General features: G+C 51.4%; 11 protein-coding genes and 2 tRNA genes. 10 read left to right on the top strand and 3 right to left on the bottom strand.

The genetic code is table 11. From position 1 onward, the window contains the following. Positions 1 to 16: 16 nt before the first annotated feature. Positions 17 to 1,483, bottom strand: coding sequence for a C4-dicarboxylate transporter DcuC (gene dcuC / locus NNO04_RS03705; protein ID WP_271443540.1), 1,467 nt, complete (start codon positions 1,481 to 1,483; stop codon positions 17 to 19). A 10-nt stretch (positions 1,484 to 1,493) separates the two neighbouring features. After that, a complete protein-coding gene (iadA, locus tag NNO04_RS03700; RefSeq protein WP_271443539.1) occupies positions 1,494 to 2,627 on the bottom strand; it encodes a beta-aspartyl-peptidase in 1,134 nt (377 codons plus the stop codon). A gap of 148 nt (positions 2,628 to 2,775) precedes the next feature. On the opposite strand from iadA, the gene NNO04_RS03695 reads away from it, so the two are divergent. From NNO04_RS03695 to NNO04_RS03685, 3 genes are all read left to right on the top strand, one after another. Then, positions 2,776 to 3,669: a LysR family transcriptional regulator gene (locus NNO04_RS03695; protein WP_271443538.1), complete on the top strand. Its 894-nt coding sequence runs from the start codon at positions 2,776 to 2,778 to the stop codon at positions 3,667 to 3,669. Between the two features lie 168 nt (positions 3,670 to 3,837). Then, complete coding sequence (secG, locus tag NNO04_RS03690; RefSeq protein ID WP_162379368.1) at positions 3,838 to 4,170, top strand: preprotein translocase subunit SecG; 333 nt, start codon at positions 3,838 to 3,840, stop codon at positions 4,168 to 4,170. 13 nt (positions 4,171 to 4,183) lie between these two features. Next, a tRNA-Leu gene (locus NNO04_RS03685) sits at positions 4,184 to 4,270 on the top strand. 205 nt (positions 4,271 to 4,475) lie between these two features. Here the strand turns inward: NNO04_RS03685 and argG are convergent. Then, on the bottom strand, positions 4,476 to 5,819 hold the full coding sequence (gene argG, locus NNO04_RS03680) for an argininosuccinate synthase (protein WP_162379369.1): 1,344 nt from the start codon (positions 5,817 to 5,819) through the stop codon (positions 4,476 to 4,478). 347 nt (positions 5,820 to 6,166) lie between these two features. Between argG and NNO04_RS03675 the strand changes: the two genes are divergently transcribed. The 7 genes from NNO04_RS03675 to rpsO all read left to right on the top strand — a co-directional run bounded on the left by NNO04_RS03675 (position 6,167) and on the right by rpsO (position 13,071). Further along, positions 6,167 to 6,243 (top strand) — tRNA-Met (locus NNO04_RS03675). Positions 6,244 to 6,450: 207 nt separating this feature from the next. Continuing rightward, the gene (gene rimP / locus NNO04_RS03670) at positions 6,451 to 6,903 is read left to right on the top strand and encodes a ribosome maturation factor RimP (protein WP_271443537.1); all 453 of its coding nucleotides are present in this window, start codon (positions 6,451 to 6,453) and stop codon (positions 6,901 to 6,903) included. A 28-nt stretch (positions 6,904 to 6,931) separates the two neighbouring features. Then, entirely contained in the window at positions 6,932 to 8,419 is a 1,488-nt protein-coding gene (gene nusA / locus NNO04_RS03665; RefSeq protein ID WP_271443536.1) for a transcription termination factor NusA, read from the top strand. A gap of 24 nt (positions 8,420 to 8,443) precedes the next feature. After that, a complete protein-coding gene (gene infB / locus NNO04_RS03660; RefSeq protein WP_271443535.1) occupies positions 8,444 to 11,134 on the top strand; it encodes a translation initiation factor IF-2 in 2,691 nt (896 codons plus the stop codon). Positions 11,135 to 11,304: 170 nt separating this feature from the next. Beyond that, positions 11,305 to 11,706, top strand: a complete 402-nt coding sequence (rbfA, locus tag NNO04_RS03655; protein WP_049848849.1) for a 30S ribosome-binding factor RbfA — start codon at positions 11,305 to 11,307, stop codon at positions 11,704 to 11,706. After that, positions 11,706 to 12,650, top strand: coding sequence for a tRNA pseudouridine(55) synthase TruB (gene truB / locus NNO04_RS03650; RefSeq protein ID WP_271443534.1), 945 nt, complete (start codon positions 11,706 to 11,708; stop codon positions 12,648 to 12,650). The genes rbfA and truB overlap by 1 nt, the downstream gene beginning before the upstream one ends. A 151-nt stretch (positions 12,651 to 12,801) precedes the next feature. Then, positions 12,802 to 13,071: a 30S ribosomal protein S15 gene (rpsO, locus tag NNO04_RS03645; RefSeq protein ID WP_003861789.1), complete on the top strand. Its 270-nt coding sequence runs from the start codon at positions 12,802 to 12,804 to the stop codon at positions 13,069 to 13,071. Positions 13,072 to 13,114 lie beyond the last annotated feature (43 nt).

The raw sequence follows: 13,114 nt of genomic DNA, 5'->3' as shown, positions 1-13,114 counted from the left end.
AGACTCCGGCTTTTTTTTACCGTACTGAAAGCGGCTGTTTACGCCGGTGCTGCCAGAAGTAACCGCTGACCATCAGTAGTACGAGGACGACCAGCCATGGCAGAACTGCCAGTAAATGCCCTGACCGGGCGAAGGTCAGCGTAATCATCAATAACCAACCGCCTAGCATCGGAATCGCGGTGCGCTTAACAATATCCACTGGCGATACGCCAGCAATCCCAGCAATGGCAATGATGACGCCGGCAATAGGCGATAACGTACGACCAATACCTGCTGATATCTGAATAGGCAACATCATGACTGCGATGTCGCTACCGATATGACGGCTGATGTCCGGCACCATCGGGGCGAAGGAGAAAAACGCTGCATTTCCGGAGCCCATCAGCGCTGAAATCGCAAAGGTGATAAGCGTCATCAGCAGAATAATTGAGGCGGCACTGAGACCAAATTCACCGGAAAGCGACAGCAGCGCGTCGACGGCACCAATGGCTTTCAGTCCGGTAGAAAAGACTTCACCAGCGATAATTAGCGTCACGACAGTCGCAAAAACGCTGCCCATACTGTCGAAAACTTTTTGTACGCCGGCCATCACCTCGCGCGCCCTGCGATGACGGCAGTACTCACAAATCAGGGTAATGGCAAGACTTATCAGTACGGCGGTATCCAGCGTGATCTTGAGCGAGCTGAACAGTAAATCACTGCATACCAGCATCAACACCAGCGGGAGCATTGGCAGAAACAGCCAGGCGATCGGTGCGTCGGCTTTATCTGTCGATGTTAATGTCTGCATCGACTGCGTCGTATTGTCACCGCTTTCCCGGCGATCGAAAAAGCGTTGTACAACAATATGGAGCAGGGCGATGAAAAGAATGACGGGAATAACAATCGGCAACTGATCCTGAACGAAATAGTTCACCACCTCGATACCTGCGGTTTTGGCGGCGAGAACAGAGTTACCTGAACCTGGGCCGAATTCAACCGCACAGGTGCTGGCGATAACGGCAGCAACGGCGGCGCGGCTGCAACCAAGACGGGTAAGAAGCGGGTAAAGCGTGGCCATCAACAGCAGGCCCAGCCCGGTGGCGCTGCTAATAAACAGCGACAGGAATTGACCCAGCAGCAGTGCCAGCCCCAACAGCAGGTAAGGAGAGTTCAGGCGTTGCAAAGGACGAGAAGTCACCCGAACCAGCACCTGGCTGGCGCCAATGGCCGACATATACGTAGCGAAACCACCAATCAGCATAATTTGCAGCCCGAGGCCGCCAAGGCGCACACTCAGGGTATCGCGGATAAACTCAAAGGCGTCAAAGGGACCAAATCCGGTGCTCTTTTTCACCAGACTACTGAGCGTGGTCATTCCGCTAAAATGCGCGATAAGCAACAGTACAATCCCGGTCAATAGCAGCACCGACTGCGGGTGATATTTTTTGAGGATCAAACGTCCGGCAAAAATAATGGCGATTAGCGCCAGTAATAATGACATTTTCGCCTCCTCACTCAAAGTTGCCAGTAACCAGACACTCGCTATCCCGCAGCAACGGCTTACCCGCAGCAAAGAGATGGGCCAGCGAGAGGTCATCATTGAGTACGCAGATATCGGCACGTTCCCCGGCGCAGAGCACGCCGCCGGAAATACCCAGTGAGCGCGCAACGTTTGCCGTCAACATAGCGATCGCCTGAGATACCGGAATACCCACATCAATCAGGCGAGGAAGTAGGTTAAGGTTACCTGCGACCGGTGCCGCGCTTAAGCCTTCAACGATACCCTGGGCGTTAAAGCGCGGAACGCTGCCATTACCATCAGAGCTGATAGTGATGCGATCGGCTGGAACCTGCGCTTCCAGAGCGTGGAGAATCGCCTGCTCCTGAGGCATAAATCGACTACCACCAGAGGTTACGTCGATATGGCCACCGCGATGTGCGAAAGCAATCGCCTGTTCGAACAATGACTCTGTTCTCGCAACATGAGTCGGTGAAATGTGATGAATCGGAATACCAGCATCACACAACTCAATAAGCTGCGACATCCCTTCCTGCAGATTCCCCAGGTGCACATGCAGCAGACCTTTTTTTCCTGCCAGCAGGGAAGCCACGCGGATATCGCTCACTATCCTCAGCAATTCCTGGAAAGAGGGGTAAGAACCACGGTGATCGGCGAGGGCGATTTTGACGCCAAGAATCGCTGGAATAAAGGCCATATCATCGCGGATGGATTGCGTAACGGTTGGGCTGGGTACCGCGTAGGCTCCCGTATGCATAAATGCACGCAGTCCTTCCAGGTTCAGAGACTGCATTTTGGCGTAGAGATCTTTGGGCGAACGAGAAATGGCATCGGTACCCAATACGCCGACAACCGTGGTAATGCCCGCCTGAATCAGATCGCGCAGTTTGACGGCTGGTGTCCGGCTGGCAAATCCGGCTTCTCCACCGCCACCGGTGAGATGGACATGCTGATCGATGATGCCAGGGATAACCCACTTACCCCGACAATCGATGATTTCTTTGACGCCATCAAAGAGTGAAATGTCTTTTTCTACCGCCACAATACGGTCGGCATGAATAAGCAGGGAGCAGAGGCCTAAATCCTCGGGAGAAAAAACACGGGCATTGGTCAGTAAAGTAAACATATCGGTCCTGTCAAACATCAAGAGTGAGAGTCGGCAGGTGAAACGGAATATTGTTGTTATGGTGCCCACCATAAAGCCATTACTATAACTATGACTATTACCGATTTGTTATTGGAGGATGCGGTTATGGCATGGTGGAGCGTTCAACGTGGATTGTAAGTGGCTGGAAGATTTTCTCGCATTGAGCCTGCATGGAAACTACTCTCAGGCCGCAGCGCAGCGGCATATAACTCAACCTGCACTGAGTCGGCGAATTAAGGCGCTGGAGGAGGTACTGGGCGTGCCATTGTTTGACCGGACCACAACTCCTGTCACGCTGACGCGCTATGGTGAACGTTTTGAACCCTATGCCCGGCACGTCCTCAGTACGTTGACAGAGGCTCGCCACGAGCTATCGGCTATGACACCGGCAACGGATAACACGTTGGTGATGGTCAGCCTGCATACGCTGTCAGTGAATATCCTGCCGGATATGATCAACTACCTGCGACAGAGTGAACCGCAATTAAATTTTACGGTAAATGCCAGTATTCAGGGGATAGACAACCACTTTAATGCCCTGATTGACCGGCAAATTGATCTGCTGGTGACGTACGATTTGCCTTCTGCGCAGCCGGGACTGGAGATTGCCGGCGGGTTAAAACGTTCACTATGGCGATATGAGCGATTTATTCCGGTTATTTCTGTACAACTGGCGGATACGCTTGACGATCCGCATGCGCCGATCCCGTGGCTATGCTACAGCGACTATACCTTTGTCAGGCGTATTATTGAGCCTGCAGAACAACGCGTTCGCCTACGCCTGAAAAAAGTGTTTGAGAGCGGTTTAAGCGAGACGATACGAGAAATGGTGCTGCGCCATATGGGAATGGCCTGGTTACCAGAATCAATGGTGGCGGAGGAACTGGTGAACCAGCAAATTATTCACTGCTGGCCGCAAAATTCAGATCTGATTTGCGAAATCCCTGTTGTGGTGTGGGCGAATATTGACGATCAACGCGCCGTTATGCAGAGATGCTGGGAGAAGTTGCTGCGTTTTTGATTGATGTGGCGATTTTTTCCGCAGTTGATACAATGCTAACAAATTGCTCTTGCGAAGGTTATTCGCTTTGGTTAGTATTCACACCCGCTTCAGTGGGAAACAGTAGACAGTCCCGCTTTATTGGTTGAAGCATTGGTACGCGGCAACTCCGCAAGGAACAGGTTGATTATGTACGAAGCTCTTTTAGGTATTTTCCTTGTCGTAGCAATTGTATTGGTTGGTTTGATCATGCTGCAGCAGGGTAAAGGCGCTGATATGGGTGCTTCCTTTGGAGCAGGCGCTTCCGGTACGCTGTTTGGTTCAAGTGGTTCTGGTAACTTCATGACCCGAATGACAGCGCTGTTTGGAACCTTGTTTTTCGTTATCAGTCTGGTGCTGGGTAACATCAACAGCAACAAAACCAATAAAGGAAGTGAGTGGGAAAATCTGAGCGCTCCGGCTAAAACCGAGCAAACTCAGCCAGCTGCTCCGGCTAAGCCGACCAGCGATATCCCGCACTAATAGTAGTATCCGTGCTGAGGTGGTGGAATTGGTAGACACGCTACCTTGAGGTGGTAGTGCCCTAACGGGCTTGTGGGTTCGAGTCCCATCCTCAGTACCAATATTCCGAAAAAAGACGCTGAAAAGCGTCTTTTTTTTCGTCTGTAGCTCTAGGGCACAGGCCTAATCTGTTGGCTTGTAAGTCGGATAAGGCGCTTGTGCCGCCATCCAACATTTAGCCGGTAGCACAATGGGCAGACCTTCATCCCCAGCCACACCATAAAAAAAGCCGCTTTCGCGGCTTTATTGTTCTCTCGAATAAGCGATTACTTTGCTTTATTTTCCAGATTCTCAACCTGCGGTAGACCCGTCGCAGAAGAGGCGGAAAGTAAGCCGGACTGCGCATAACCGAACAACTTCTCGCGGGTATCCGTGATGTCCAGATTACGCATGGTCAACTGACCAATACGGTCATCCGGAGAGAACACGGAATCGCCTTTTTCCATTGTCAGACGTTCTGGCTTATAGGTCAGGTTGTCGGAGACGGTATTCAGGATCGAATAGTCATTACCGCGACGCAGTTCCAGAGTCACTTCGCCGGTGATTTGACTTGCCACCCAACGTTGCAGGCTATCACGTAGCATCAGAGCCTGAGAGTCGAACCAGCGACCCTGATACAGCAGACGACCTAACTGGCGGCCATGTGCGTGATACTGTTCGATGGTGTCTTCATTGTGAATACCGGTCAACAGACGTTCGTAAGCGATGTGCAGCAGCGCCATCCCCGGAGCTTCATAGATGCCGCGGCTTTTTGCTTCAATAATACGGTTTTCAATCTGATCGCTCATGCCCAGACCATGACGACCACCGATACGGTTAGCTTCCAGCATCATCTCAACGTCATCGCTGAAGGTTTTGCCGTTCAGGGCAACCGGATGACCTTGTTCAAAACGTACGGTCACTTCTTCTGCCGGGATTTTCACATTTTCGTCCCAGAACTTCACGCCCATAATCGGGTTAACGATCTTGACGCTGGAGTTGAGGAATTCCAGGTCTTTCGCTTCGTGAGTCGCGCCCAGCATGTTGGAGTCGGTGGAGTAGGCTTTCTCTACGGACATCTTGTAGTCAAAACCGCAGGCAATCATAAACTCCGACATCTCGTGGCGGCCGCCCAGTTCATCAATGAAATCAGTATCCAGCCACGGTTTGTAGATCTGCAGTTCAGCATTGGTCAGCAACCCATAACGATAGAAACGCTCAATGTCGTTGCCTTTATAGGTGCTGCCATCACCCCAAATGTTGACGCCATCTTCTTTCATGGCGGCAACCAGCATGGTGCCAGTCACGGCGCGACCCAGCGGGGTGGTGTTAAAGTAGGTCAGACCGCCCGTGGTGTTATGGAATGCACCACACTGGATGGCCGCAATCCCTTCTGCAACCAATTGTTTGCGGCAATCAACCAGGCGAGCGTTCTCTGCGCCATATTCCATTGCACGGCGAGGAATGGCGTCGTAGTCATCCTCATCCGGCTGACCCAAATTTGCAGTATATGCATATGGGACAGCCCCTTTTTGTCGCATCCACAGCAGCGCAGCACTGGTGTCCAGACCACCGGAAAAAGCGATACCAATACGTTGACCTGCCGGGAGATGCTTGAGAATCGTCGTCATAAAATAAAATCCTGCTTGATTGACTGATGAAGAGATCGGTTTTCTGTTCTCAGTGAATTTTTATGCAAAATAAATGAGTTTTCATTTAATCATTTTTTGCGGGTGACAGGAAGAGCTTAGTGATAATTTCGTTAATAAATGCCTCAGATTGTATCTCTGCGTTTATCAGGCTTTGACACTATGGGAAGTGTGCTGCTATTCATTAATGTGCATATTACTTACCAGGTTGACATAATGCGCGCTGGATCACTATACTGTGCGCAGATTTTACGTCCCGTCCTCGGTACCAAATCCCAGCAGTATTTGCATTTTTTACCCAAAGCGAGTAAAATTTGCCACGTTTCAGGCGCGGGGTGGAGCAGCCTGGTAGCTCGTCGGGCTCATAACCCGAAGGTCGTCGGTTCAAATCCGGCCCCCGCAACCACTTTCCCTTAGAGTTCTTTTTCAAATATACTGTGAAGACTTTAGCCTTCGTAGCTGGATTTGAAAAAAATTCTTTCGGAAGGTTCTCCAGACCGCAGCTGCGGTTATAGGGTTCAGTTATCTAAAGCCCCGATTTATCGGGGTTTTTTGTTATCTGACTACAGAATAACTGGGCTTTAGGCCCTTTTTTTATGTCTTGGGGGTGGGCTTGTCCACATTAGAGCAAAAATTAACAGAGATGATTACAGCGCCAGTTGAAGCCTTAGGTTACGAGCTGGTCGGCATCGAATTTATTCGCGGTCGCACATCCACACTGCGCATCTATATTGATAGTGAAGATGGCATCAATGTTGATGATTGTGCTGATGTGAGCCACCAGGTGAGTGCTGTGTTGGACGTTGAAGATCCGATCACCGTTGCTTACAACCTGGAAGTATCCTCACCGGGCCTCGACCGTCCAATGTTCACTGCCGAACACTACGTGCGTTTCCTGGGTGAAGAAGTTGCACTGGTGCTTCGTATGGCGGTACAAAACCGTCGTAAATGGCAGGGCGTTATCAAAGCGGTGGACGGTGAAATGATCACTGTCACAGTCGAAGGTAAAGATGAAGTGTTCGCGCTGAGTAATATCCAGAAGGCGAACCTGGTTCCCCACTTTTAACAGTCTGGATTGAGGTGAAAAGCCCGCGATGAACAAAGAAATTTTGGCTGTTGTTGAAGCCGTCTCCAACGAAAAAGCGCTGCCACGCGAGAAAATTTTTGAAGCGCTGGAAAGTGCGCTGGCTACAGCAACAAAGAAAAAATATGAGCAAGAAATCGACGTTCGCGTAGAGATCGATCGTAAAAGCGGTGATTTCGATACTTTCCGCCGTTGGCTCATTGTGGAAGAAGTCACTCAGCCGACGAAAGAAATTACGCTGGAAGCGGCACGTTTTGAAGACGAAAGTCTGAACGTGGGCGGTTACGTTGAAGATCAAATTGAATCTGTCACTTTTGACCGTATCACTACCCAGACGGCAAAACAGGTTATCGTGCAGAAAGTACGTGAAGCCGAACGTGCGATGGTTGTTGATCAATTCCGTGAGCACGAAGGCGAGATCGTCACTGGTGTAGTGAAGAAAGTAAATCGCGACAACATTTCTCTGGATCTGGGCAGCAATGCAGAAGCTGTGATCCAACGTGAAGACATGCTGCCGCGTGAAAACTTCCGTCCGGGTGACCGTATTCGTGGCGTTCTGTACTCCGTTCGCCCGGAAGCGCGTGGTGCGCAACTGTTTGTGACGCGTTCCAAACCGGAAATGCTGATTGAACTGTTCCGCATTGAAGTGCCGGAAATTGGCGAAGAAGTGATTGAAATTAAAGCGGCGGCTCGTGATCCAGGTTCTCGCGCGAAAATCGCAGTGAAAACCAACGATAAGCGTATCGATCCGGTTGGTGCTTGTGTGGGTATGCGCGGTGCGCGTGTTCAGGCGGTTTCTACCGAACTGGGCGGCGAGCGTATCGATATCGTCCTGTGGGATGATAATCCGGCACAGTTCGTGATCAACGCAATGGCGCCAGCAGACGTCGCTTCCATCGTGGTGGATGAAGATAAACACACGATGGATATCGCGGTTGAAGCCGGTAATCTGGCTCAGGCGATCGGACGTAACGGTCAGAACGTCCGCCTGGCTTCGCAACTGAGCGGTTGGGAACTCAACGTGATGACCGTTGATGACCTGCAGGCTAAGCATCAGGCTGAAGCGCATGCAGCCATTGATACCTTCACCAAATATCTCGATATCGATGAAGATTTCGCGACCGTTCTGGTGGAAGAAGGTTTTGCTACGCTGGAAGAACTGGCCTATGTGCCAATGAAAGAACTGCTGGCAATTGACGGCCTTGATGAGCAGACCGTTGAAACGCTGCGCGAGCGTGCTAAAAACGCACTGACCACTCTGGCACTGGCCCAGGAAGAAAGCCTCGGTGATAACAAACCGGCTGACGATCTGCTGAATCTGGAAGGATTAGATCGCGAAATGGCGTTCAAACTGGCTGCCCGTGGTGTTTGTACGCTGGAAGATCTCGCTGAACAGGGCATTGATGATCTGGCTGATATCGAAGGGTTGACCGACGAAAAAGCCGGTGAGCTGATTATGGCTGCCCGTAATATTTGCTGGTTCGGCGACGAAGCGTAATAAACTGTAGCAGGAAGGAACAGTATGACAGATGTAACCGTAAAAACGCTGGCTGCAGAGATACAGACCTCCGTGGATCGCCTGGTACAGCAATTTGCTGATGCAGGTATCCCGAAGTCGGCTGATGACTCTGTGTCCGCACAAGAGAAACAGACCTTACTGGCGCATCTGAACCGTGAAAACGGCTCTGCCCCAGATAAGTTGACACTGCAGCGTAAAACGCGCAGTACTCTCAATATTCCAGGTACCGGTGGAAAAAGTAAATCGGTACAAATCGAAGTCCGCAAGACACGCACCTTTGTAAAACGCGATCCGCAAGAGGCTGAACGCCTTGCCGCGGAAGAGCAGGCGCAGCGTGAAGCGGAAGAGCAAGCCCGTCGTGAAGCTGAAGAAACAGCCAAACGCGAGGCGCAACAAAAAGCTGAACGTGAGGCCGCAGAACAAGCTAAGCGTGAAGCCGCTGAAAAAGCGAAACGTGAAGCTGCGGAAAAAGACAAAGTGAGCAATCAACAGACCGACGATATGACCAAAACAGCCCAGGCAGAAAAAGCCCGCCGTGAAAATGAAGCCGCTGAACTGAAGCGCAAAGCGGAAGAAGAAGCACGCCGTAAGCTTGAAGAAGAAGCTCGTCGAGTGGCTGAAGAAGCTCGCCGTATGGCTGAAGAAAATGCCGGTGTTTGGGCTGAACAAGAGAAAGTGGAAGATGATAAGAGTGATTATCATGTCACCACTTCTCAGCACGCACGTCAGGCTGAAGACGAAAACGATCGTGAAGTTGAAGGCGGTCGTGGTCGTACTCGCACCACGAAAGCAGCTCGTCCGGCTAAAAAAGGCAACAAACACGCTGAATCGAAAGCTGACCGTGAAGAAGCGCGTGCAGCGGTTCGTGGCGGTAAAGGCGGCAAGCAGCGTAAAGGTTCTTCTCTGCAGCAGGGCTTCCAGAAGCCGGCTCAGGCAGTTAACCGTGACGTTGTGATTGGTGAAACCATCACCGTTGGTGATTTAGCTAACAAGATGGCGGTTAAAGGCTCTCAGGTTATCAAAGCGATGATGAAACTGGGCGCAATGGCCACCATTAACCAGGTCATCGACCAGGAAACCGCACAGCTGGTTGCCGAAGAGATGGGTCACAAAGTTATCCTGCGTCGTGAAAACGAGCTGGAAGAAGCGGTAATGAGTGACCGTGACACTGGCGCTGCGGCTGAACCGCGTGCACCGGTGGTGACCATCATGGGCCACGTTGACCACGGTAAAACCTCTCTGCTGGACTACATTCGTTCAACGAAAGTGGCCTCTGGCGAAGCGGGCGGCATTACCCAGCACATCGGTGCATACCACGTTGAAACCGACAACGGTATGATCACCTTCCTGGATACCCCGGGCCACGCCGCGTTTACCTCCATGCGTGCTCGTGGTGCGCAGGCTACGGATATCGTTGTTCTGGTTGTTGCAGCAGATGACGGCGTGATGCCGCAGACTATCGAAGCTATCCAGCATGCGAAAGCAGCGCAGGTACCGATGGTTGTTGCAGTGAACAAAATCGATAAGCCAGAAGCCGATATGGATCGCGTTAAAAACGAACTGTCTCAGTACGGTGTTATGCCGGAAGAGTGGGGCGGCGAATCACAGTTCATTCCAGTTTCTGCGAAAGCGGGTACCGGTATTGATGACCTGCTGAACGCTATCCTGCTGCAGGCTGAAGTTCTGGAGCTGAAAGCGATTCGTAAAGGTATGGCGAGCGGTGCGGTCATTGAATCCTTCCTGGACAAAGGTCGTGGCCCAGTGGCTACCGTCCTGGTGCGTGAAGGTACCCTGAACAAGGGTGATATCGTGCTGTGTGGCTTCGAATATGGTCGTGTTCGTGCAATGCGTAACGAACTGGGCCAGGAAGTACTGGAAGCGGGTCCGTCTATTCCGGTCGAAATCCTGGGCCTTTCCGGTGTTCCGGCTGCGGGTGACGAAGTTACCGTGGTTCGTGACGAGAAGAAAGCCCGTGAAGTTGCGCTGTACCGTCAGGGCAAATTCCGTGAAGTTAAACTGGCTCGTCAGCAGAAATCTAAACTCGAGAACATGTTCGCTAACATGACCGAAGGCGAAGTTCACGAAGTGAACGTCGTTCTGAAGGCTGACGTTCAGGGTTCTGTGGAAGCGATCTCCGACTCCTTGCTGAAACTGTCTACTGACGAAGTTAAAGTGAAGATCATCGGTTCTGGCGTAGGTGGTATCACCGAAACCGACGCAACCCTGGCTGCGGCATCCAACGCGATTCTGGTTGGCTTCAACGTCCGTGCTGATGCCTCTGCGCGTAAAGTGATTGAATCCGAAAACCTGGATCTGCGTTACTACTCCGTCATCTATAACCTGATCGACGAAGTGAAAGCGGCGATGAGCGGTATGCTGTCTCCGGAACTGAAACAGCAGATCATTGGTCTGGCTGAAGTTCGTGATGTGTTTAAATCACCGAAATTTGGCGCAATCGCGGGCTGTATGGTTACCGAAGGTACGATTAAACGTCACAACCCAATCCGCGTACTGCGTGACAACGTGGTTATCTATGAAGGCGAACTGGAATCCCTGCGCCGCTTCAAAGATGACGTTAACGAAGTCCGTAACGGCATGGAATGTGGTATCGGCGTTAAGAACTACAACGACGTTCGCGTTGGCGATATGATCGAAGTGTTCGAGATCATCGAGATCCAACGTACGATCGCATAATCATCGTAATGCCTGGTGGCACTGCGTATACCGGGCCTACGATACTGGATGTTGGCCGGGGTGTAGGCCTGATAAGCGATAGCGCCATCAGGCTTGAGAGCGCCGCCCGGCATAAAATTTTAAAAAGGGGCTTTTGGCCCCTTTTTTGTCTTTATTCTGGAGAATTTGTTATGGCGAAAGAATTTGGTCGCCCACAGCGCGTCGCTCAGGAGATGCAAAAAGAGATTGCTATCATCCTGCAGCGCGAAATTAAAGATCCTCGTCTGGGCATGATGACCACGGTTTCCGGTGTTGAAATGTCACGTGATCTGGCCTATGCCAAAGTGTTTGTCACCTTCCTGAACGACAAAGATGAAGCCGCAGTAAAAGCGGGCATCAAAGCGTTGCAGGAAGCCTCTGGTTTTATCCGCAGCCTGTTGGGGAAAGCGATGCGTTTACGTATCGTGCCGGAACTGACGTTCTTCTACGATAACTCGTTGGTAGAAGGGATGCGTATGTCAAACCTGGTGACCAACGTGGTGAAACATGACGAAGAACGTCGTGTGAACCCGGACGACAGCAAGGAGGACTAATGAGTCGTCCTCGTCGTCGTGGTCGCGACATTCACGGAGTCCTGTTGCTGGACAAGCCGCAGGGCATGTCCAGCAATGACGTGCTGCAAAAAGTAAAACGTCTTTACAACGCCAATCGCGCTGGTCATACCGGAGCATTGGATCCGTTGGCGACGGGTATGCTGCCGATTTGTCTCGGTGAAGCGACGAAGTTTTCCCAGTATCTGCTTGATTCGGATAAGCGTTATCGTGTCATTGCCCGGCTGGGACAGCGGACCGACACCTCGGATGCCGACGGTCAAATCGTGCAGGAACGTCCCGTGACGTTTACCCCGGAACAACTGGCGGCTGCGCTGGAGACGTTCAGAGGTGATATCGAGCAGATACCGTCAATGTACTCGGCACTGAAATATCAGGGTAAAAAGCTGTACGAATATGCTCGCCAGGGTATTGAGGTTCCGCGAGAAGCCCGACCGATTACCGTCTATGAACTGCTCTTTATTCGTCACGAAGGTAACGAACTGGAGCTGGAAGTTCACTGTTCTAAAGGCACCTATATTCGGACCATTATTGATGATCTGGGTGAGAAGCTGGGGTGCGGCGCGCACGTGACTTTCCTGCGTCGTCTGGCTGTCAGTAAATACCCGGTGGATCGGATGGTCACCCTGGAGCATTTACGCGATCTTATCGAACAGGCCGAGCAGCAGGGGATCCCTGCAGCCCAACTGCTTGATCCGCTGCTGATGCCCATGGACAGTCCGGCTTCGGACTACCCTATCGTTAATCTTCCTTTAACCTCGTCGGTTTACTTTAAAAATGGTAATCCGGTTCGTACAACTGGCGCGCCGCTGGAAGGTCTGGTTCGCGTGACGGAAGGTGATGACGGTAAGTTTATTGGGATGGGTGAAATGGATGATGAAGGCCGCGTAGCGCCTCGTCGTCTGGTCGTGGAGTATCCGGCGTAACTCTGCTCAGTCTTGCGATAACAGGACGCTGCGAGTAGAATACTGCCGCTTAACACCGCGTAAATTTGTTAACAGTTCATGCGGCGTTTACATGGGGTTGCTGAATTAGAGATTGGCACCCTTTCATTTTTTATTATTTTTGGAGTTCATCATGTCTCTAAGCGTTGAAGCTAAAGCTAAAATCGTTTCTGAGTTTGGTCGTGGTACTAACGACAGCGGTTCTACCGAAGTTCAGGTTGCTCTGCTGACTGCACAGATCAACCACCTGCAGGGTCACTTTGCAGAGCACAAAAAAGATCACCACAGCCGTCGTGGTCTGCTGCGTATGGTTTCTCAGCGTCGTAAACTGCTCGACTACCTGAAACGTAAAGATGTTGCACGCTACACCGCGCTGATCGAGCGTCTGGGTCTGCGTCGCTAATTCTTGCGAGTTTCAGAAAGAGGGGGCCTTCATGGCCCCTTTT

Origin of the sequence: Citrobacter sp. Awk 4, from assembly GCF_028069725.1 — a bacterium.
Taxonomy (GTDB): domain Bacteria; phylum Pseudomonadota; class Gammaproteobacteria; order Enterobacterales; family Enterobacteriaceae; genus Citrobacter_D.
Note: the sequence above shows the minus strand (reverse complement) of the source record. Positions and strands in the feature narration are given on the sequence as shown.